This is a genomic window from Arthrobacter sp. NtRootA1, assembly GCF_019976975.1.
Taxonomy (GTDB): domain Bacteria; phylum Actinomycetota; class Actinomycetes; order Actinomycetales; family Micrococcaceae; genus Arthrobacter; species Arthrobacter aromaticivorans.
On record NZ_AP024630.1, the window covers coordinates 3,282,670 to 3,302,798 of the forward strand.

Sequence of the window (20,129 nt, forward strand, 5' to 3'; positions counted from 1 at the left end):
TCGTCGGGGTATGATCTATACATAGTTATGTCCCCGAGCGTCCACAGGAGGCTGAGTAGCAATGAAGAAGGCACACGGACTGAGGCGGTACTTCTACGAGTACGTCTTCTACAAGGCAGTCGAGCAGGCCCGGGAACAGAGCGGGGAGATCATTCCCATCTCCCAGGCGAAGGCCATCCGCGGACGGGTTGACCAGATCCTCGGCCAGCGCGGAACCGCCCTGGCTGATCCCGGACTCGGCGTCACCGCGTGTCTGACTGCGATCGACACGGCCTTCTCCGAGCGCGTCCCGGACTACGAGCCGCAGTTCGGCGACCACTCCCCCGCCAACGAGCGCTACCAGACGCTGCAGCGTGAGTTCACCCGTGCCACGGGTGTCGGAGCGGAGATTGACCCGCGTTCGGCGCGGCTGCCGATCAGCCCTTACGACCCGGCCTGGTCCGAGCGTGCGACGGTGAAGCGCGCAGGTACCGAGCTGCTGTACATTCCCGACGAGACGATCGTGAAGAACGCCGGCGGCGAGGTGGAGTCCTTGTCTGAGCCGCGCCGCGGGAACATGACGCTCTGGCGGCTCGACGAGGACGGTAAGCCGTACGAGGCCGGCCGCGCCATGACCAACGACGACGCCGCAGGCCTCACGGCGCTCATGGACAAGATGAGCCGCCAGGAGTACGACCAGGTCCGCGAGTGGGTCATCGACGGCGGACGCGACCCGCAGACCGGCCGCGTTGACCGCAACCGTTTTATGTCCCAGCGGGCGGAGGCGCGCTCGGCGGCGCTGCTCGAGGAGCTGAAGTCCCAGGGCGTGGCCTACGAGGTCCTGCGCGACCGTGAGCCCGGGCAGATCAAGGCCCGGATCTCCGGGACCGGCATGGAGATCCGTCTCACTGACACGCGCCAGGAGGAGTACGCCGGGGCGCGCATCTATGACAACGGAACGGTGCTGCGCTACAGCACCAATCACCGGGTGCCCGGCGGCATGGCCGTGCCCGCCCCGACCTCCGAGGACGCCGTGCGGCTGTTGCGTTTCGCCCAAGGCCTGCCCATTGAACGCGACGATCTTCCCGGCACGGTGGTCGGCGTCGTCGGCTCCAGCCACCCCGAGCATGGCCGCGGCCGCTCCCTCATCGACGTGCCGGACAGCTATCACGTCGACCGCGAGAGCATGTTCGTCGTCGCGGACTATATCGTCCCCGGTGAGAGCGCCCCGCGCCCCGGGTCCAAGGTCATGCTGCGCCGGGATGCCAAGAACCGCTCCCTGCCGACCTTCTTCGTGGATGCAGAGCCGGCCGAGGCCTACGGTCGCGAGGCCGTGGACACCGCGCGGGAGAACCTGCGCGCCGCCCTGGGCGTCGAGGAGCTGATTCTGCGCGCGGAGTCTGAGCTGCAGCGCACCGAGGGCGCGCTCGACGAGATCGAGCCCCCGGAGTATGCCTCTGACCCCGAGGTCGCGGCGATCCAGCGCTCATATTGGGACGTACTCACCGGAGCGCGCAGCGAGCTGTTGCGTCCGGGCGCGACCGAGGAGATGTACCAGGAGCGCCTGGAGGAGATCGGCGAGCTGCAGGCCGGTGAGCTTCCGGACCTGGGCAACCTGGTCTATGGTGGCACGGCCGCCGACAAGGTCCGTGCGCACGCTGATGACGTTCCGTTCGAGCTGGTCGGCACCTGGGATGCCGAGCCGCACCTGATCGACGGCGAGTGGCTCGACCAGCGCTTCGACCCCGCCCGCGTCGCCAAGTACATGACCAGCCCGACCGGCCAGTGGTCGAACCTGGACAATCTCGCCTCGGCGCTGCGCCGCTGCGGGGTGCCTCCCACCGAGCTCATGGGTACCAGCTTCCAGGCGACCCGCTTCAAGGACCGGATCGTCTCCTTCCACGCGGCCACCGCCGCCCCCATCGCCGAGCATCCCTCGGAGTTCATGCGTCGGATCGGTCAGACCGTCCGGGAGAGCATCGAGCGCAACGCCGCGACGCCGGGTGAGATCCTGGTCGACGCGCAGGGCGTCATCAGCTGGACCGCCGAAAAGCTGCGTCGTGACGGCAAGGCCACGCCGGTCTCCGGTGAGATCGGCCAGGTCTTCGATGTCGGCAGCCATGGGGAAATTGTCACGCGCTTCGCCAGTGGCGAGAACGCGCTGATCGTCCCCGGCTACGAGGCGCGGATCAAGGCCCAGACCCCGGGCGAGGCCCCCAAGTCGGTCGAGGAGCGCACGGTGCTGCGCGGCTACGAACAGCTGATGCACGAGCGCATCCAGTACCAGCTTGCCGGTGACCTCGTCTCCGGCCGCAGCCGGACCGGCGAGCCGGCCTCGCTGAACGCGGTGTACTCGCAGCTCTACGGTACCAAGCACCCGGTTGACTTCATCGAACGGGCCACGACGTATGAGGTCGACCCCGCCACCGGCAAGGCCACCGCACGACTGGACGAGTGGACGGCCTCGATCCTCGAGACCGAGGCCAAGCGCGTGCGCTACTCCAACGAGATCAAGCAGGGCTCGACGATCTACGCCGAGTACCGCGCCGAACGCGATCGCACCGACCCGGCCGACGACAACGTCTTCGACGCCTGGCGGCTCACCGGTGGACGGAACATGACGGTGCTCACGGGAACCGACCGTAACCATGTGACGGCTCCCGGCGGCTTCTTCGATCCGGTGATGACCGGCGGCGCGACCAACCAGGGCATCGTGCGCTACCTCACCGAGGACGCCGCCGTGCGCCCCGACGGCACGATTGAGCCGGGTGACCCGGAGACCGTGACCGGCTCCCGCGCCCCGCTGATGAGCCGGCCGGAGCTGGAGACGCTGCGCTATGACCCGTTCGACCGGCAGCAGATGACGGCCTCGACGATCATGCAGTCTTCCGAGGTGACGAAGCCGACCGGCACCGCTCTGATGACCTTCGGCGGCTGGACGGCCGACGACCCGATCGTGGTGTCGACGGAGTTCTCCGAGCGGCACCGCATCCGCGGGGCCGGTGGCCAGCTGCGCGACCTCGTCGTGGGCGACAAGATCAGCGATCTGCACGGCAACAAGGGTGTCGTCTCTCTGGTGGTCGACCGCCACATGGACCCGGACGAGGCGCGTGCCCAGGGCCTGGAGCAGGAGGTGGCCTGGTTCGGGGAGAACCCGGGCATCGACGTGGTGATGAGCCCGTTTTCGCTGATCTCCCGCCGCAACGCCGGATCGGCGCGCGAGCTGATGGGCGGTGCCGTGGGCGACATCCGCCGCCCGGCCGTCCAGGGCCCCGAGGCCGGGCCGGTCGACGGAGGGTTGGGCGAGATGCGGTTCGTGGTCACCCACATGGCTGTCGACGAGAAGACTAAGATCTACGACGACGAACAGGTGCGCGCCGGCAAGGGGCGCAAGGCCTCCTCGCAGCTGGCCTGGGCGCTGCAGTCCCAGGACTGCCCGGCGATCATGCGCGAGTTCTACGGCCACAACTCCGGTGCCGAGTCGAACCTGCGCGAGTATCTGCTGGTGGCGGGACTGGACATGGAGGCCGACGGCACCCTGCGCGTCGTGGGCCAAGCCGAGAGTGTCGACGAGCGGCCCGAGCGCCGCCTGATCCCGATGCCAGAACTGATGCGCACGCAGCCGCGCAGCGAGGGCGCGACGCCGGGGCTGAACACCACGGCCATGCGCAAGTCCTTCGGCGACCTGATCGGCGATCGCGGCGGCGACATGGAAATCCCCTTTCCGCTGACCTACCCGACGGGTCAGCTGACCGAGACGGTCAGCGCGACTTCGTGGAAGCTGCCGGTGCTCTCTTCGCACCTGCGCAGCGGCCAGGAGTTCGACGACGGCACGTCCGTCACGCACGACTACACGCGCAGCTACCAGGACGTCTTCGTCGAAGCCTGCCGCTACCGGTACATGGCCGAGCAGCTGGACGACCACGGCCTGTCGCCGGACAAGCGCGCCGAGGTGCGCCGGGGCATGAGCGAGTCTGTCTCGCGGGCACAGCGTGCCTTCGAGGCGATCACCACGGACGTGCAGAACCGCGTGCTGACCGGCAAGAACAACATCTTCAAGACCGGGCTGATGAGCTCGCGCCTGTCGGACTCGGCCACGATGGTCTGGACCGCCGACCCTCGGCTGGACATCGATCAGATCGCTCTGAGTTCGGTCAAGGCCGAGCAGCTGGGCCTGGCCGAAGGCGATCACGCGCTGGTCTGGCGCGACCCGGTCCTGCGCGACGCCGGCGTGCGCTACATGCGCGTGGCGATCGACGACCGGCTCACCGGCGCGGCGATCAACCCGGTGATGGACCAGTGCTTCGACGGCGACTTCGACGGTGATGCGGTCGCCGTGGTGAGGCTGCACAGCGAGGCCGCCAAGGCCGAGGCGATGGCCAGGCTCTCGGTCGGAGCGAACCTCCTGGACACCGGCGTGGTGAAGGCCGACGGCTCGCACCCGCTGGCCATGCAGGTCTCGCTGGACACCCAGGTGGCGCTGTCCAAGAACCCGGAGCTGGCGGAGAGTCTTGAGAGTGCCGTCAAGGAGGCGAACCGCCTGCGGTTCGTCAGCGATCCGCACGAGGTTGCCGCCGGCCACGAGGTCCTCGTCGAGGAGCTCAGCGATCTCTATCGCTCGGCACAGCGCGGCGAGTTCGGCTCGGCGCTGACCTTCAGCAGCCGCGAGGCGCACTTGCAGAGCGTGCGCGAAGTCTGCGTCGAGACCGGAGCCAAGGGCAGCGAGAAGAAGCTCGGGGACTACGCCCGCAACCTCGGCGACGAGCAGGGTACGCCGGGCATCACGCAGGAGGACCAGGAGGCCTCGATGTTCGCCACGGCGATCAAGGCCCACGGCACGGGACTGGGTGGCTCGTTCTCCCAGCGTGCGGTGCGCGCCCTGCGCGGCGCTGACCTGAAGGCGGTGCTTGAGGTGACCTATCCGGTGACCCAGTCGATCCTGCAGGCCAAGCACGACGCTGCGGAGGCCCGGCACAAGTACGAGATGTTGCAGGGTCCCGGGCGCGATCTGTGGCGCGGCCGCAAGCTTGAGCACACCGGCCCCGGCCAGTGGCGTCCCGAGTTCGCCGACGGCGAGGCTGTCCAGGCCACGGCCGAGGAGTGGGAGGCCCAGTTCGTTGAGTTCTACGAGGCCAAGGACGGGTTCAACGTTTCGGTCAACCCGGACTGCGTCGCCCGTGTCGCCCGCGCGCTGGAGGACCCGAAGTCGGGCCTGGTGCGCAACCTCGAGGAGGACCCGTCCCTGGCGGGCACGGTGATGGACCGTATGGCCTACGGCGGCGACTTCGAGGCGCTGGTGCAGGCTGCGAAGAATCGCGAGAGCGTCTTCGACGGCGAGAAGAACGAGCAGTTCGCCTCAGCGGGCACCCGCCGTGCCCGGGCCGCGGCGGCGCGCGAGCTCGACGCGTTCGCGGCGCACGGCCTCGACGGGCTGGACGGCCTGGACTCCGCGGAGGCCGCGGTGGATGCCTCGGTCCTCAAGCGTGACGTGCTCGCGCAGACCGGGGACGGGGCCGCCAGGGCGCGCGGTGCCAGCCGGCGCTCGGCACACGCCGTCGGCGTGGGCGGCCGTCACCCGGCCTGGACGCCGAGCTACGAGACCGGGCAGCAGCAGAGTGACGACGACTATGGACTGGGAGGCTGACATGACACAGGACACGGAGCGGGAAATGGGTCCGGGCGGCAGGGGCCGGGGGCGCAAGGCACTGCCTGTCGACCCGTTGGGCGACGTCCATGCCGTGTACGGGATGGACGGCGGGGAGGAGGACATCATCGACGCGGAGATTGTCGACGAGCCGGAGACGCAGGGCGGACACGACACCTCACGCGGGCAGCGCGAGCGGCTGCGCGACCGTGCCCGCGGCTTCTTCGGGGCCGCGACGCGGGAGCGGACCGAGGAGCGGGAGCGCCAGCGTGCACGCGACCAGGAGCGCGCTGCGGCCGACGATGACGGCCTCGACGACCGGGAGCGGCTGCTGAAGCTCCGGGCGGAGACGCGGCTGGCGGGCGAGGCGTACATGCAGACGCTGCGCGATTCGAAGCTGCTCGTGCCCGGTTTCAACGACGGGGAGCGCACGAAGGAGTTCGACGCGATGCACGCGGTCTACATGCAGATGATGATGCAGGGCTGCCTGCGTCCGCTCACCCGCGGCGTGAACCCGAACTCGGTCATCCAGGCCGCCGGCATGATGATGGCAATGCGGATGCTCGCTCCTGACTTCAGGAAGGAGATGGACTCCTACCTGCAGCCGTTTAAGGACAAGGTCCAGGACCGGATCGACGCGAAGACCCGGCACATCGGCGAGAGGGCCGAGCGCCAGGCGGCCCTGGTCGGAGATCTGTTCGGGGGCGCGCCGGAGGCGCAGGAGGCCGCCGGCGACGACGGCGGGAAGCAGTCCGGGAAGTCGGGCGGGCGGTGGGGCACCAGCAGGGACGACTTCCTTTCCCGGCGCTGGCGTACCCGCCTGGAGGACCTGGAGCGCCGCGAGCGGGGCAACCGTGAGTTGTTTACTCCCGAGTCGGCGGCCATGACCGAGGTCGCACTCATGGAGAACGCCTTCTGGAAGATGCGTGACCCCGAGCAGGACGCGAAGCAGATCAACGCCAGCTACAAGGCCCTGCGCAAGCGCCTGCGCCAGCAGATGGAGGACGACGGGCTCGACCGTGCCGAGGTGGTCAAGCGCGCCCGGACGATCATCGGCGAGCGGATGGAGTCCGAGCCGGAGCTGCGCCTGATGTTCAACGGCGTCGCGCACGGCCGCATCGTCAAGGCCTCGCCGCACGAGGCCCGCCTCGCGGGCACCGACAGGGTACGCGAGGTCTGGACCGGGGAGTTCGACGACCACCTGGGCCGGCGGATCCCCGACGAGGGCATGTTCACGCTGCGCCTGCCGATGGAGCCGGACGAGCACCAGGTCCAGCTGGCGGAAACCATGAAGGCGGCGATGCTGGACGGCGTCCAGCGTGGCGACGGACAGGCCCTCGGCGGCAGTGTCATGGGCTACATGATCGGTTTCGCGGCCAAGAAGCAGGGCCTGGACACCCGCGGGCTGCCCGAGGACCTCCAGCAGCGCCTCGACCAGTCCGAGAGCATGCTCGCAAGCATGGAGATCGATGGTCTCTCGGACGAGGAGCAGCAGCGTGTCTACTCGAACGCCTACGTGGACGCCATCGAGGAGCTGAACAAGGAGGACCCGGATTTTGAGCACGAGCTCAAGCTGGCCCTCGGCGAGGACTGGCAGGACACGATGCGGGCCGCGGTCGACGATCCCGCTACTTTCCTGGCGGCGCAGCGCACGCGGCCCCAGCCCTTCCGACAGGGGCCCGGCCCCTCGGCCCGGCCGGGGCCGGAGGGCCAGTGGAGCCGCGACCGCGGAGCCGAGGACTACCAGCCGGCATAGTCCGGAAACGAACGAGAAGGAGACAGGACCATGAGCGACGACCAGCAGGTAGAGCAGCAGGAGCGGTACGGTTCCCGGCTCGCCCAGATGTTCGGGTACGTCACGCCCGAGGACCGCGGTCGCTGGGAGCAGCAGCGTGCGCAGAACAAGAAGAACGTCAACGCAACCAAGCAGGGTGCGAAGTCCTCCGTGAGCTCGATGATGGAGTTCGGCGACAAGAACATCAACGCCAAGCTCAACGCGGCCCACCGGATCGCCGACCAGCAGCGGTTCGACGAGTCCCACGACAAGATCGTCAGCACACGGCGCGATCCGAAGACTCGGTCGATTATTGAGTCAGTTGACTACGAGTACAAGGACGACCGCCAGTCCATTGATCCGGATATCGAGCTTTAGTTGAATGAATACCGACAGGTCTGTGGATCGCTTTTCGACAGGCCTGTCGGATAAACTGGTTTTCAAGCAGGAAGCGGACGACGAGGGATGATAGGACAAAGGTGTGGGCATGAAGACGACGGTTCATCCGCGGATCAGCAAGCGTGGATTCATCTCGAAGGTGGCCGGCCGCAGCGGACAGCCGATAAGGGTGGTGAGTGAGGTGTACGAGTCGCTCATCGCGGAGCTCACCGACGCCGTGCGCCGTGGAGACACCGTCGTGCTCACCGGCTTTGGCCGCTTCGCCCGGCAGACGCACAAAGGCCACAAGGTCCGGTTCGGCAAGAAGGACGTGGATGACTACTCGGTGCTGAAGTTCTCCGCGTCACGCAGCATCAATCGACGGCTCGATCCGGACGCTGACCTGGGTGGCCCGGAGACCTTGAGGCTGATCGACGAGTTTGACGAGGCTGAGGAGGTCCTTGCCCGGGTGGCGGGATAGACGACGGGCAGCTGCTGACAGAAAAAAATAAAAACCCCGGCGATGCGGAAGCATCACCGGGGTTCTTCTGTCAGTAAGGGGCTGCAGGTGCCAGGACCGGTCCCTGTGCACGGCGCATCGTCAGGGGTCGCTTATGATCGCTCGGTGATCTCGTCTGAATTCCTAACCTGTACCTCCCGTGTGCCATTGCTCCAGTCAGTGGTGCAATGCGATCCATTTAGCGTGATTGTCAGGTCGGCGGAACAGGACTGGGACCCGAGCACTTTGTTGTCCGCCCTCAGCCAGGCGTCGGCTGTCCTCGTCGCCATCATTGGAGGTTTTCTTGTCAGCCGGCTTGTTGCGATCTCCAGCGAACGGGAGGGAATCCGGAGGCTTGTGGATGCGGCAGTTGGTCGCATCGTACACATCGAGGCGGATCTGGAAGACGCGCAGCGGATTCGGTTTGACAGGGCGAAGAGCAGCTTTTACGGAGTGGCAGTGGAAAAACTGCTTGAAGAGCCGGCTCTGGACCTTGATGCCCTGATCCAGGACCACCTGCCACGGGGAACAACAGAGGAAGAGCTCAGACCATACGCGGTTGCACTCCGGCAACGGGTGCAAAATGCAGTGCAGGCCATCAACTTGAAGCTCCGAAAAGGCGATACCAGGAATCTTGACCTTGCAGATCTCGTCGAGCGCGGTCTGGAAATCACGGACGCCGACCAGGATATTTATGAACAGGCATTCAAGCACCGGCGTGCCTTCCTGCCAAATCCTCCCGCAATATCGATTCTTGGATCTAGAGATCTCCTCGACTACACAAATCTGGCATCGGCGTTGAGACCGGGCTGGGCGATCGCAGCCGAAGTGCGACACCGGGATGAGGAAATCCGCGCTGAGGCCGATCTTCGGACGCAACTGCGGGCTGCTGTTGCCGAGCGGGACCGCTTGGATGAAGAGCTGGCCCGCGTCGGCAAGCCTGTGGGTGTGGCTGCGGCGATGTGGATGCTGGGCGTTCTCTCGTTGGGGATCCTCGTACCTTTGGTCATGATGGCCTTTGAGCCCAAGGGCTTGGACGTCTTGGCCAAGATAGTGTTGCTTGGCAGCTTTGTGATCGGGCTGGCGGCGATTCTTTGGTATGTCGGTTGGTTCTGGCTAAAGATCGGCAGTGACAAAACACAAGCCACGCCAGAAGGTCGCGCGGAAGCCCCGCCCCGGTAAAGGCCAGTAGTCACGCAATCTTGATGGCCGCCTTTTGCCGGCGTTTTGCCGTTGCATTGCGAGCCTCTGCGGCAATGCTCCAGGCAGCCGTTTCCGCAGTTCCGTTGGCCGGATGCACGAGAACACCGTGTGGGCCCGTGAGGCTTTCACCTGTACGGGTGCTGGCGTGTACGCAGTACCTGCGCTGGTTGTGTACGGTGTAGGAGACTTCCAACTCCAGTTGGACATCCCAGATGTGCTGCTGGTCCCGCAGAGCTTTCCTTGTCGCCGCCAGGAACATCAGGGCCGCTGCATCTTCAATCTGCTGTGAGGTGGGTTCCTTGTAGCGCCGGCCATCGGCAGTCCCGGCAGACCCAGCGGGGTTTGTAACAGCTTCAGTGGACATGACGACTCCTGTTTCGAATGTGGTTGGTTTCCCTGATCGAAGAAGGACCCGGTCACAGCTTTGCTGTGACGCTTCCCGGTGCTTGGTGCTGCATCCAGCCGGGAGGAAGCCTTGTTTCCACCCCTGCTTCGCTGGGCTTACGCTGTGCCCACGATGTTCGAAGGTTTGCCGGCCGCCCTGCATCCTCCTGTTGCCCTTGCTTTGGCCAAGGCCGTGGAGTCGATTCCACGCGGTGACGCACTGTCCGGCGGCTCAGTCTTTGAGATGAAGTTCGACGGTTTCCGGGCAGTGTGCCTGGTCGGTTCGGATGGGGCGTGGCTGTACAGCAGACAGGGCAAGGATCTGAGTAGGTACTTTCCGGACGTGTTGGCTTCCGTGCGTGAGCAGATCCCTCCGGGCTGTGTTGTCGACGGCGAAGTTGTGGTGTGGTCCGGCGGCCGTCTGGATTTCGATGCGCTGCAGATGCGCCTGGTGAGCTCAAAGGCGGCTCTTGCGGAGCTCGTGATGAAAAGCCCTGCCTCGCTGATAGCCTTCGACGTCCTGGCAGTGGCCGGGCAGGATACCCGCGGGCTTCAATTCCGGGATCGCCGGGCTCTGCTCGAGGAACTGGCGCGCGGGTGGATTCCGCCACTGCATCTGTCACCGGTGACCAGCGACCGGGCCCTGGCGGCCACATGGTTCAGTGACATGACCGCCACGGGCGTGGAAGGAATTGTGATCAAGGGTGAAGGGCAGACGTACGAGCCCCGGCGAATTTGGCTGAAGGTCAAGAGCAGAAGCGCCCTTGATGTGGTTCTTGCGGCGGTCATAGGTCCCATGGCGCACCCGCGGGCAGCGGTGGTGGGTTTGCCGGTACACGGACGGCTGCGGATTGTCGGCCGGTCCACGTCCTTGACGGCTCGTGCGGGAAGGGATCTGGCCACATATCTTCGTCCTCCCCGGGGAAGGCATCCATGGCCGGAGGAAATCAGCGAACGGGTGCTGGACCGCTTCACCAAGGAGGGCGGCACCACTCGCTTGACTTTGGTGGAGCCGTTGGTGGTTGAAGTCTCGGCCGACATAGCCTGGTCGGGTCAGGCATTCCGGCATTCAGTCCGCCTCATGCGGGTCAGGCCTGAGTTGTCGCCGACGGAAGTATCCCTCCCGGAAGGCTTCCAGCGTGCCTGGCGATAAAGAATGTAGCCATGTGAAGAATGGAGTCATGCGACGAGAAGATGAACCTGAAGAGTTCGAGATTGCCGACTCGTATTTTCAGGAGCTGAGGACCTGGCTGGGCTTCCGGGATTCCCACGAGGCGTGGATCCCGGAAGCCGGAAGCCGTCTGGCGCAGGACGATGGGCTCATCAAACCCCACCAGGCGTCGCACAACATCGCCAATGCGGTAGTCAGCGCGATCGATCATTTGCACGCGCTGGACAGCATCATGCTTGGTGCCGGAGCATCACATACTCTTGCCCCGTTCTCGCTGGTCAGGGCAGCCATTGAGTGCGCCGCACAGGCCGCCTGGATTTCAGCGCCAGAAGAACAGGCGACCAGGATAGTTCGTTCGCTGTCTCTGTCGCTGAAGGTAGCCAAAGACCGCGAGACTGCGTACAGCGAACTGGCACGTCGCCATCCGAATCTTCAGGGAACGCTTCCGGACTTCGACAGCGACAAGGCGCAACTGCAGGCTATTCTCGATGCCTCCGGGGCCGCTGGAAAGTTGATTCTCCCCAGCAGCACGCACATACTCACGCAGGTCCGCGACCTGGTGCCCAGGACGTCCGCCTTGTCCGTATGGCAGCTGTGCTCGGGTTTTGCCCACGGCAGGCGCTGGGCCGCGGATGCCGTGCTGAAGCCGGCGCAGTCAACTTCTCTGCCGCATGATGTCATCGCCAAGGAAAACCGGCCGACCATGAGGCTGCTTGTCTGGGCCCTTACCCCGGCTATGGATTTGATCCGGTACAGCCTCGAGCGGCATTCCGAGCTGTCGCGGGCCTAAGCAGCCAATTTGTACCCGCTGAAGCAAGAATCGGCGGCCGGAGCGGGTTCTGCAAAAGATGCCGCGCGACTCAGTTATCCGCGATGGCGAAGATCACGACGATGATGATGATCGGGATGAGCAGCACGCCCGCGCCGGCGGCGAGGTGCTCCCAGCTGAACGGCGAGTTGAGGAAGGCGATGAAGCCATCCCACAGGCTACGGACGGAGCCCACGGCCCAGGCGAAGAAGCCGGTAGCCCAGCCGATGACGGCGGTGACCGAGACTCCGCTGAGCGCGCACAGCCCCACGATCGTTCTGGTGTTCCTGAGCATGGCCAGTCCCCTCATTTCCGGTCCTCGAACAGCAGGTAGTACAGCCCGATGTGCGGGATGACGAGCACGGCGAAGGCCAGCCAGGCCCGCTTCGGGTCCTCGATCACCCATGTGATCCCGTCTTTGACGGGTTCGGCGTACGCGAGCACCGGCGCAAGAACATCGGTGCGGAAGACCACATGGAAGATGCCGTAGGCCATTCCCAGGGCGATCGCCAGGGCAAGGCTCCGGCGGATTGTCAGCTGCGCCCGCGGGCTCATCCCCCGGCGTGGTTCCGCGACTGCCGGATCCCAAGTCTGGTGGTCCGTGTCGTAGTCGTGCATCACTTCATCCCGTCTCCTTCGAATCATCATTCATGTCCATTCTATGAGAAAGGCTGAATGACGAACAGAAACGATGCCCAATGGTCAGTCGAACTCGACGTCTGCACCGACTGGTGCGGGTGTGGCGAGCCCCCTGCCCGCCTGCGGGGCATGGTTCTTCGCCGCGGATGCGCGGCGCTGGGCGGCGAGCTGGTCGAGGGTGACCCCGACGGGCCGCCCGAGGCGCTGGCCGGCTGACCGGTAGACCTTACTGTCGCGGCGTGCGCCGATGGCGACGATCTCGCGCCGGGTGATGCCGCCGGGCGGCTCGGGCCTGACGTCGCGTGAGACGATGCGCAGCGGCGGCTTCTCATGGGGGTCCGCACCGACGTAGGTTGTGTCGCAGTCGGAGAGGTCGGCAAAGCCTAGTCGTAGTCCAGCGGCTTAGTCGGGTGACGGCGGCCGTTGAGCCGGTGGAGCATGACGATGGTGGCCTCAAGGAGCGCCTCGTCCCGGCTGTGCGGATTCTTCAGGGCGCGCTGGTTGAGCCGTTCGATGTCCTGGCGGGCCCCGGGGCTGAGATGGACCTTGATCCGCAGCCCCTCAGTCATCGTCGAGCACCTTGCGGATCATTGACCGGGCCGGCTCGCCCAGCTCATCGCCGAGCTCATCGAGGGTCAGGCCGGGCTCCTCGGAGGCGTCGGAGGCACGGATGCGGCGGGAAAGCTCGGCCTGGAAGGCAGTCTCGTCGGCGTGGACCCGCCGGAGCAGGTCGACAAAGTCCGCGAACGGGATTACGGCGGCCTCGGGGACGTTCCCGTCACCGAAGATCAGGGGCTCGGCATCCCCGGCGCGGAAGCGCTCGAGCAGGGTGCCCAGGTCGGCGGCGGTAATCTTCTGGGTCGGGGCGACGTTCACGGAGAACTTCGGCAGGGAGCCCTCGCGCGGGGCCTGGGGGGTCTTGTCGTCAGTCATGGTTCCAGTCTATTCGTGGTCGAATGGGATGCCAGTGCCTCATATCCCACCATTCCTGATGGACACTGAGTCGCTGGGGAATGGCGTAGCGGGGCAGTTGAAGAGAAGCAGGCCCGCGCCCTGCGGCCCACTGCGGGTCGAGGGCGCGGGCCATGCATCAGAACTCGCCCGAGCCGGGCTGGACGTCGAACACCGGCACGCCGAGGGCCTGCCAGGCGCGGATAACCCTGGGCCGGTCATCCAGCGCGAGCAGGACGTCCCACCGCCCGCGGATAAAGGTCTCGTAGATCTCGGGCTTGACGATGTCGTCCGGCCGGCGGTCGCCCTGTCCGCGCATGAACAGAGGGCAGCTGGCAGCCCACTCCCCCACATGTTCGATGAGCCAGGCGTAGGTCGCGCGGCCGACGTCCCAGCCGTTGTCGTCCAGGACCGGCCTGCCGGAGCAGAACACGATCTTAAGTCCGGCAGCGTGCAGGGCGCGCACGGTTTCGATCACCGGCGGGTTGGGCAGGTCCCAGGGGACGAGCCGGTACTCGTGGTGTCCCCTGATGAAGCGTCCGTCGGGAAGGGTGTGCGTGGCGACCGTCCCGTCGATGTCGACGATCACGGCCGGCGAGAGGACCGCGGCCGTGGCAGTGCTGATTTCTGTCATGGTGGGTCCCTCCTTCCGGGCGGTGAGGCTATTCAGTAGACGGACGCTCGGCCTCGACGTCGAGCGGGACGATCGTCCCGAAAAGTCCTGCAGCATGCTGTGACCCGTGCGGGACTGCCAGCAGGTCGGGACCATCGGGCATGACGCCGGACTCTCCGCATGTGGGACACGTCCATGTCCAAGTGACAGGCGCGTGCACGACGCGCCTGTCGATGATCACCCAGTCGAAGCGGTCAACCCAGTCCTCGCGGCCGAGAGGCTGGCAGAGATCGGCGTCGAAGAGGGCATCGGGCACTGGCGTCCGGCTGCTCATCGCACTCCTTCTTCGGCCGGTGCTGGACCGGGCTGGGCCACCCAGTACTCCCCGAGGGGCTGGATGGTCCCGTTCTCATGGCCATGGCAGGTCAGTTCGAGAGAGCCCGCCCATTCGTGGGGACCCTGGGTGATCGCGGTGCCAGCCGGCACCTGCAGCGGAGCGTGGTCGTGGCCGTGGTAGTCGCGGCAGGCCGACTCGTCGTCGTTCGCGAGCTTGAGGGCGCAGCACGCGCAGAGGATGAAAACACCGCTGGCCAAGGTCAGTCCCCGCCTTCCTGGTTGTCGTACTGGCTGACATAGCCGATGAGAAAGTTGTCGTCGACCGGATCGAAGCCGTGCTGCTCCGTGAACTCCGCGTGGTACTCGGCAGGGTCCCGGTCTCCCGGGTGCGGCCGGACGGAGCCGATCGCGTTGGCGATCCACTCCAGTTCGTCGGCACCGGACCACTCCGGCTTGGTGCCGAGGCCGAGGGCAATGGCGTCGACGATGTCGGTGTCGGTCACAGGTCCGGGGTTGCCGTTGGTCCGGGACAGCGGCCTGCGGCAGTCGGGGATGAATCCCATGGCAAGCAGGACGGTCACCGGCAGGTGGTGGGCGTGCCAGATCGCGTCGGCGGCGTCGGTGGGGGAATCGCCCGAGGAGAGTCCGCCGGAGAGGTACAGCCGGTAGCCGGCGACCTCGATGGTGTCCGTCTCGCTGGAGTTCAGCGCCTCTTCGAGCTCGTCGATGACCCTGCGGCCGACGCGTTTGATGACCTCCGGGCTCGGCTCGCCCTCGGCGTCCAGGTGCATGTCGGGGTCGAAGTCCTCGACCAGCTCCTCGAGCTGGGACTCGGGGTCGTCGAACCGGAACGATTCAGGGTCCGCGGTCTCCTCGACCATCAGGCGGCCGCGTTCGAAGTCGATCGGCTTGGTGCGGTCGGCCGGGACGGCGATGGCCGCGGTGAGCATATCGGCGCTCATGGGTTCTCCTTGGGTCGGGATGTGGGTGGGGTCGGCTCAGGCGGCGGATTGCTGTGTCTTCGCGGCGGCGTGCTCGCGGTAGAGGCGCACAGCCAGGTCGACGCAGTAGCAGGTGAACAGGAAGTGGATGTCCCAGTCGCGCAGGTCCCACTCCCAGGTGTCGGAGCCGACGGTGTCCTCGTGCTCAGCCAGCCATTTGTGGGCCTCCGACTCGCTGTCGGCGTGCCAGCGGGCGTCTTCGATGATTTCCATGCGCCGCTCGGCAGGGGAATGTCGTGGGACCTCGATGTCGGCGAGCTCCATCCAGTTGTGTTCCTCTGTGAGCCGGTCGAACTTCTCGTCGGGGATGCCGTCGGTGCTCCAGAGGGCAGCGCGCGCGGCAGCGGCCGCGTTCCGGCGCTCGTGGTTCAGCACGGTGCCGGTGGCCGCGAGGTGCTCCTGGGCGTTCCAGTGGGCCTCGAAGAGCGCCAACTGTGCGTCCCCGTCAAGGCCGCGCAGTTCGTGCAGGCGCGCCAGCAGCGCCAACTGCTGATGGTGGACCTCCTGGGCCTCGGTGCCGAGTCCCTCGCTTTCTTCGAGGTGCTCCCGCACCAGCTGGATGAAGAGATCTGGGTCGTACTGCTTTACTTCGCGGGAGCGGCCGCCGCAGAGCTTCTCGGCCCAGTAGCGGAAGTCGATGCTTGGCGCACCGTCGGAGTAGTAGCCCTCGCTCTTGCCGGCCGACGCGAAGAACCCGATCATGTCTGGTTCTCGGGTGAACATGTAGCCGTCGGCGATGTCGCCGCTGGTGGCCATATGGCCGGGCCAGGTGGTGACGTCCCAGGACCACATGCGGGTCCCTGGGGCCTGGATCCTGAAGTGGCGGTAGAGATCCTCGTCGTGCAGAACGACGAGGACGTGCTCCCGGGTTTGGGCGAGAAAGTCGGCGTACGTATGGGCGTACGGGTTCTCGGGCTTGACGGTGTCAGGTGCGGACATGGCGGGTCCCTTCCGGGTCTGCTGGTCAGGGTTGTGGTCGGGGCCGTCCGCTCGGGCGGTGCTCAGAGGATCGGCAGTGGCCGGCCGGAGGGCTTGTAGTGGCCGTCGGCCTCGTCGAGCACGGCCTCGGTGAGGAGCACGGTGGCGGGCATGAGGAACGCACCCACGAGCGCGGCGAGGCGCTGCTCGTCGGCCAGCACCCGCTCGGGGATGCTGCCGCGGGAGCTGAAGAACATGTCGGCACGCTCGATGAGGCTGGCCCGGCGGGCCTCTCTGGAGGTGAAGTGCTCGGCGACGGTCTGTCCGGGGCCGTACTCGGTGATCACCGAATAGAGCGCGGCGGGAACCTCGGTCTTCTTGCGGGTTGTGCTCACGTAGACCTGGACGCCCCATCGGCGGCAGAGCTTGGCGATGGCGTTAACCACGCTGTCCGGGGCGCTCTCCCACTGCCCGGAGCTGGACTGGTACAGCTCGTGCACTTCGTTCGCGGCGGAGGCGTCGATTGCGCCCAGGACGACGTCCGAGGCGGTCAGCAGCTGCGCGCACATGCGCAGCCGGAATGCTGGCGAGGGGTAGTGGTCGTGGAAGACGATCCGGTCGTCGTGGCAGATGACCAGGTCGTAGGCACTGTCGGGGCCCGGCACGAGCTCCTCTGAGCCGGCCTGGATTCCAGTGGCGGTCATGGCGTGCTCCTTCGAAGCTGCATTGGCTGTGTTTATGGGATGGGAAGCAGGAGGCGCGGGCGCTCCGACCTCTCGTGGAGGTGGAGCGCCCGCGCCGGTGCCGTCGGTCAGACGGCTTCTGCGACCTGCTGCTGGTCGCCGGGGGTACCGGCGTCCTCGTCGTCGACCAGAAGGGTCGGGTCGATGCCCGCAGCGCGCTGCGCGTTCTTCTCGTCACGCTCGGTGAGGGCGTTGACGATCTGTTCGTAGCTGCTCTGGATCGGCGGGTTCTTCGCCGTGCCGTAGGAGAGCACGTACTGGCTCTTCATGGCGCGCGTGAACGCGACGTAGAACATCCGCTTGGTGTCCTGGGTCATCTTCGCGTCCTCCTTGTAGAGGACGACGACGTTGTCGAACTCGAGGCCCTTGGCACCGTGGATCGTCGAGACGACGAGATCGGCCTTGGACTCGAGGTTCTTCCGCTTGCGCTCCTGGTTCTTCTGCTTGTTCACGTTCAGCTTCTGCTGGTTGCGCGTGATCTCGAAGGACAGGAGGTTGTCGCGGAGCCGGTCGAAGAACACGTTCGCAGGCAGACTGCCCTGGTTGCACAGGGCCACCCAGCCGTTGATCGCGGCGCTGTTCTCGACCCACCACTCGGAGATGGTGCGCAGGATTGCCTTCTCGACGTTGACGTTTCCGGCATTCTTCGTCAGCTTGCCCATGTTGTCCTTGATCCCCTGGGAGACCACGAACGAGGCGTTGGCCGGCTGCACCTGCAGGACGTCGTTCCAGAAGAACTTGATGTACTTCGAGAAGATGTCCGTGGCGTAGACGCGGTCGCTGACGAGCGAGGCCACGTGCTTATTCGGGTAGGCCTTCTCGAGCACTTCCTGGATCAGCGCCACCTCACGGCGGGCGTAGGCCAGGAAGGCCACCTGCTCGCCGCGGTCCAGGCAGGCCTGAACGTACTCCGGGATCACCGTGTTGCGCACGAGCGGCTGCAGGTCGTTGGCGATGAAGCCGGTCAGGCGGGCCACCTCGTGGTAGTTGAGGGTGACCTTCTCCTGGAAGGAGTCGGCCGTGGGCACCGCCAGCGAGTTGGCCTGCAGCTGGATGTTGGCGAACTGGTTGGTCTCCAGACCGCCAAGCACGACGTTCGCGAAGTCGAGAATCTCCTGGTTGCTCCGGTAATTCGTCGTGAGCCGGAAGGTTGCGAAGACCCCCGAGCCCTCCAGCGTGTTGAGCGCCCTCGGGTTGGCCGAGCGGAACTCGTACAGCGTCTGGCTGGCGTCGCCGACGATGAACAGCGACTGGGCGTGCTTGGTGATGTACTTCAGCACGTAGATGAACTCGAAGACCGAGTTGTCCTGGACCTCGTCGATGATCAGGTACTTGCTCTGCACGTGGGCAGGCTCGGACATGTCATCGATCTTCTGGTAGCAGATGATGATCTGCAGCTCCAGCGAGGTCTGCTCGATGCGGTCGAGCAGCGCGATCACCTCGTCGAAGTGGTTCTCGACGAAGGTGTTCAGGGCCGTGAACGCGCCGGTCTTGTTCTGGTCGACCTCCAGCAGGCGGTGTCGGAACGTCGCCGCGAACTGGCTGTTCGGGTAGAAGATGTCGATCGAGTTGATGATCGTGTCGATGGCCGAGACCTTGTGGGTCGGGTGGTTCATCGAATAGATGTCGATGATCATCTTGGCGATCGTCATCGAGCCGACGTTCGGGTTCTTCTCGGTGATGTTGTCGGCGGCGGCGTTGGTGAACGACAGGACGGTGATGTCGCTGGCGGGCACCCCGCAGGTCTCGAGGTACTTGATGCGCTCGAGGATCACGGTCGACTTGCCTGTGCCCGCGCCGGCCTGCGTCATCACCAGCGGCTCGTGCGTGCTGAGCGCGTCGAGCTGCTGCTTGGACAGGTGCGGCGGGAACACCGCCGCCGTGGCTGGCTGCGGCGGCGTGATGAGCTGGCCCTTCATCCGTTCCAGGTGGTCGAGGGTGTGGTTCATCAGCAGGCTGAGGTTCTGCTTGGACAGCTTCGCCGCGATCGGCGCGGAGAACGTGGTGTCCAGCTGCTGGTGGATCCGGCGGTACGCCTCCAGCGGGACGTTGTAGTTCTCCAGGTAGCGCAGCTGCACCGCGAGCATGTTCAGCTGCTCCTCGGTTGGGCTGGCCGGCATGTCCTGCACGTACTGGCAGACCGTGTCGGAGATGGCCTCGGAGTCCCAGATCCGGGCCAGGCGCGTGATGCGCTCGTAGATCGGGTACTCGTCCATCCAGTCGGCGAGCTTGTCGAGGTTGGTGGCACTCAACCCTGCGGCCGAGAGCACATCTTCGATGAACTCACGGGCGTTCTCGGCAGGGCTGGTGTCCCACTGCAGGAACACCGCCGCGTCGTGGTTGCCGTAGCCGACGGAGCGGGACACCGAGACGGCGCGCTCGGGCTCAGCCACGCCCTGCTTGAGGAAGTAGAGCTCCAGGCGGTACTGGATCACCAGGTCGCGGCGGATTTTGTCGCCAGCCTTGTCCTCGTACACGGTCAGGGCCTGGGGGGTCATGTCGAAGTGCACGTCCCAGGAGTTGGCCGGCGTCGGAAGGTCGAGCTCGAAGCGGTCGTCGACATGGGGCACCGGGAGCGTGAACGAGCCGCCCGAGAGCAGGGATCGACGTGTGATCGGGGCAAGCGGCACCAGCGCGGTGGTGATGTCGTGGTGGGTCGAGCTCTGCTTGACCTCGATGTCGCGGTCCACCGCGTAGGCGGTGTTGGTCGCAGTGTTGATCGGCCGCAGGCTCTCGTTGAGCAGGCCGGTCTTCTTGCCGGACCCGGTCAGACGAGAGGAGAAGAACTTCGGGTCGACGGTCTTCTGGGCAGCGACGGCGGCTGCGGAAAGGTCGATGTCGTCAAGCAGGATAGGCATGGTGTCGTCTTTCTTCGAACGAATCAGTAGGCAGGTCGAGAGGGTTTATCGAATGGGAGCCGTATAGACCATACTCACAGGAGATGAATGGTCAGTCGAATGCTCTTAGACGAGCGCTTGGGTCACGGGCGCGGGCATGAGAGCGGGAGGGCTCGCCTCTGGCGACGAGCCCTCCCGCACTCCTCTCAACCCACCCGTCAGGGGCCGTGAGGCCCCTGAATCCGGGCGCA

20 protein-coding genes are annotated in these 20,129 nt (G+C 65.8%); 8 read left to right on the forward strand and 12 right to left on the reverse strand.

Annotated elements, in window-relative coordinates:
* The first annotated feature begins 61 nt into the window (after positions 1-61).
* From LDN90_RS14770 to LDN90_RS14790, 5 genes are all read left to right on the forward strand, one after another.
* Positions 62-5,623 carry a hypothetical protein gene (locus LDN90_RS14770; protein WP_142938898.1) on the forward strand — a complete coding sequence of 1,854 codons (5,562 nt, stop codon included), beginning with the start codon at positions 62-64 and terminating at the stop codon, positions 5,621-5,623.
* Position 5,624: 1 nt separating this feature from the next.
* Positions 5,625-7,379, forward strand: a complete 1,755-nt coding sequence (locus LDN90_RS14775; protein ID WP_142938897.1) for a hypothetical protein — start codon at positions 5,625-5,627, stop codon at positions 7,377-7,379.
* Positions 7,380-7,409: 30 nt separating this feature from the next.
* Positions 7,410-7,775: a hypothetical protein gene (locus LDN90_RS14780; protein ID WP_142938896.1), complete on the forward strand. Its 366-nt coding sequence runs from the start codon at positions 7,410-7,412 to the stop codon at positions 7,773-7,775.
* A 109-nt stretch (positions 7,776-7,884) separates the two neighbouring features.
* Positions 7,885-8,256: an HU family DNA-binding protein gene (locus LDN90_RS14785; protein ID WP_133830707.1), complete on the forward strand. Its 372-nt coding sequence runs from the start codon at positions 7,885-7,887 to the stop codon at positions 8,254-8,256.
* Positions 8,257-8,478: 222 nt separating this feature from the next.
* Positions 8,479-9,456, forward strand: coding sequence for a hypothetical protein (locus tag LDN90_RS14790; RefSeq protein WP_223946286.1), 978 nt, complete (start codon positions 8,479-8,481; stop codon positions 9,454-9,456).
* 10 nt (positions 9,457-9,466) lie between these two features.
* Here LDN90_RS14790 and LDN90_RS14795 read toward each other — a convergent pair whose 3' ends face one another.
* Positions 9,467-9,841 (reverse strand): hypothetical protein, encoded by a 375-nt coding sequence (locus LDN90_RS14795; protein ID WP_142938894.1) that lies wholly within the window; start codon positions 9,839-9,841, stop codon positions 9,467-9,469.
* Positions 9,842-9,952: 111 nt separating this feature from the next.
* Here LDN90_RS14795 and LDN90_RS14800 point away from each other — a divergent pair, with 111 nt between their 5' ends.
* Both LDN90_RS14800 and LDN90_RS14805 read left to right on the forward strand, forming a co-directional pair.
* On the forward strand, positions 9,953-11,014 hold the full coding sequence (locus LDN90_RS14800) for an ATP-dependent DNA ligase (RefSeq protein WP_308292712.1): 1,062 nt from the start codon (positions 9,953-9,955) through the stop codon (positions 11,012-11,014).
* Positions 11,015-11,042: 28 nt separating this feature from the next.
* Positions 11,043-11,822, forward strand: a complete 780-nt coding sequence (locus LDN90_RS14805) for a hypothetical protein (RefSeq protein WP_223946287.1) — start codon at positions 11,043-11,045, stop codon at positions 11,820-11,822.
* Between the two features lie 70 nt (positions 11,823-11,892).
* On the opposite strand, the gene LDN90_RS14810 is transcribed toward LDN90_RS14805, so the two are convergent.
* Together LDN90_RS14810 and LDN90_RS14815 are read right to left on the reverse strand one after the other, a co-directional pair.
* Positions 11,893-12,135: a hypothetical protein gene (locus LDN90_RS14810; RefSeq protein WP_142938892.1), complete on the reverse strand. Its 243-nt coding sequence runs from the start codon at positions 12,133-12,135 to the stop codon at positions 11,893-11,895.
* Positions 12,136-12,146: 11 nt separating this feature from the next.
* A complete protein-coding gene (locus LDN90_RS14815; RefSeq protein ID WP_142938891.1) occupies positions 12,147-12,461 on the reverse strand; it encodes a hypothetical protein in 315 nt (104 codons plus the stop codon).
* Between the two features lie 54 nt (positions 12,462-12,515).
* Between LDN90_RS14815 and LDN90_RS14820 the strand changes: the two genes are divergently transcribed.
* The gene (locus tag LDN90_RS14820) at positions 12,516-12,695 is read left to right on the forward strand and encodes a hypothetical protein (protein WP_160147648.1); all 180 of its coding nucleotides are present in this window, start codon (positions 12,516-12,518) and stop codon (positions 12,693-12,695) included.
* Between the two features lie 167 nt (positions 12,696-12,862).
* Here the strand turns inward: LDN90_RS14820 and LDN90_RS14825 are convergent, their stop codons facing one another.
* The 9 genes from LDN90_RS14825 to LDN90_RS14865 all read right to left on the reverse strand — a co-directional run bounded on the left by LDN90_RS14825 (position 12,863) and on the right by LDN90_RS14865 (position 19,899).
* Entirely contained in the window at positions 12,863-13,048 is a 186-nt protein-coding gene (locus LDN90_RS14825; protein WP_142938890.1) for a hypothetical protein, read from the reverse strand.
* Positions 13,041-13,412, reverse strand: coding sequence for a hypothetical protein (locus LDN90_RS14830; protein WP_056387433.1), 372 nt, complete (start codon positions 13,410-13,412; stop codon positions 13,041-13,043). The genes LDN90_RS14825 and LDN90_RS14830 overlap by 8 nt, the downstream gene beginning before the upstream one ends.
* A gap of 157 nt (positions 13,413-13,569) precedes the next feature.
* The gene (locus LDN90_RS14835) at positions 13,570-14,064 is read right to left on the reverse strand and encodes a hypothetical protein (protein WP_142938889.1); all 495 of its coding nucleotides are present in this window, start codon (positions 14,062-14,064) and stop codon (positions 13,570-13,572) included.
* 28 nt (positions 14,065-14,092) lie between these two features.
* Positions 14,093-14,377: a hypothetical protein gene (locus tag LDN90_RS14840; protein WP_071416456.1), complete on the reverse strand. Its 285-nt coding sequence runs from the start codon at positions 14,375-14,377 to the stop codon at positions 14,093-14,095.
* Positions 14,374-14,637 carry a hypothetical protein gene (locus LDN90_RS14845; protein ID WP_142938888.1) on the reverse strand — a complete coding sequence of 88 codons (264 nt, stop codon included), beginning with the start codon at positions 14,635-14,637 and terminating at the stop codon, positions 14,374-14,376. Before LDN90_RS14845 ends, LDN90_RS14840 begins: the two co-directional genes overlap by 4 nt.
* A 2-nt stretch (positions 14,638-14,639) precedes the next feature.
* A complete protein-coding gene (locus tag LDN90_RS14850) occupies positions 14,640-15,341 on the reverse strand; it encodes a hypothetical protein (RefSeq protein WP_142938887.1) in 702 nt (233 codons plus the stop codon).
* Positions 15,342-15,377: 36 nt separating this feature from the next.
* Positions 15,378-16,319 (reverse strand): hypothetical protein, encoded by a 942-nt coding sequence (locus LDN90_RS14855; protein WP_142938886.1) that lies wholly within the window; start codon positions 16,317-16,319, stop codon positions 15,378-15,380.
* A 62-nt stretch (positions 16,320-16,381) separates the two neighbouring features.
* On the reverse strand, positions 16,382-17,002 hold the full coding sequence (locus LDN90_RS14860; protein ID WP_142938885.1) for a hypothetical protein: 621 nt from the start codon (positions 17,000-17,002) through the stop codon (positions 16,382-16,384).
* Positions 17,003-17,109: 107 nt separating this feature from the next.
* Entirely contained in the window at positions 17,110-19,899 is a 2,790-nt protein-coding gene (locus tag LDN90_RS14865; RefSeq protein ID WP_142938884.1) for an AAA family ATPase, read from the reverse strand.
* Between the last annotated feature and the right edge of the window lie 230 nt (positions 19,900-20,129).

Excerpts from the sequence above, each read along its gene's own strand:
- LDN90_RS14855 (WP_142938886.1), bottom strand. The coding sequence starts at position 16,319 with ATGTCCGCACCTGACACCGTCAAGCCCGAGAACCCGTACGCCCATACG.
- LDN90_RS14840 (WP_071416456.1), bottom strand. The coding sequence starts at position 14,377 with ATGAGCAGCCGGACGCCAGTGCCCGATGCCCTCTTCGACGCCGATCTC.
- LDN90_RS14860 (WP_142938885.1), bottom strand. The coding sequence starts at position 17,002 with ATGACCGCCACTGGAATCCAGGCCGGCTCAGAGGAGCTCGTGCCGGGC.
- LDN90_RS14820 (WP_160147648.1), top strand. The coding sequence starts at position 12,516 with ATGACGAACAGAAACGATGCCCAATGGTCAGTCGAACTCGACGTCTGC.
- LDN90_RS14825 (WP_142938890.1), bottom strand. The coding sequence starts at position 13,048 with ATGACTGAGGGGCTGCGGATCAAGGTCCATCTCAGCCCCGGGGCCCGC.
- LDN90_RS14770 (WP_142938898.1), top strand. The coding sequence starts at position 62 with ATGAAGAAGGCACACGGACTGAGGCGGTACTTCTACGAGTACGTCTTC.
- LDN90_RS14810 (WP_142938892.1), bottom strand. The coding sequence starts at position 12,135 with ATGCTCAGGAACACCAGAACGATCGTGGGGCTGTGCGCGCTCAGCGGA.
- LDN90_RS14785 (WP_133830707.1), top strand. The coding sequence starts at position 7,885 with ATGAAGACGACGGTTCATCCGCGGATCAGCAAGCGTGGATTCATCTCG.
- LDN90_RS14780 (WP_142938896.1), top strand. The coding sequence starts at position 7,410 with ATGAGCGACGACCAGCAGGTAGAGCAGCAGGAGCGGTACGGTTCCCGG.
- LDN90_RS14865 (WP_142938884.1), bottom strand. The coding sequence starts at position 19,899 with ATGCCTATCCTGCTTGACGACATCGACCTTTCCGCAGCCGCCGTCGCT.
- LDN90_RS14775 (WP_142938897.1), top strand. The coding sequence starts at position 5,625 with ATGACACAGGACACGGAGCGGGAAATGGGTCCGGGCGGCAGGGGCCGG.
- LDN90_RS14835 (WP_142938889.1), bottom strand. The coding sequence starts at position 14,064 with ATGACAGAAATCAGCACTGCCACGGCCGCGGTCCTCTCGCCGGCCGTG.
- LDN90_RS14805 (WP_223946287.1), top strand. The coding sequence starts at position 11,043 with ATGCGACGAGAAGATGAACCTGAAGAGTTCGAGATTGCCGACTCGTAT.
- LDN90_RS14850 (WP_142938887.1), bottom strand. The coding sequence starts at position 15,341 with ATGAGCGCCGATATGCTCACCGCGGCCATCGCCGTCCCGGCCGACCGC.
- LDN90_RS14795 (WP_142938894.1), bottom strand. The coding sequence starts at position 9,841 with ATGTCCACTGAAGCTGTTACAAACCCCGCTGGGTCTGCCGGGACTGCC.
- LDN90_RS14830 (WP_056387433.1), bottom strand. The coding sequence starts at position 13,412 with ATGACTGACGACAAGACCCCCCAGGCCCCGCGCGAGGGCTCCCTGCCG.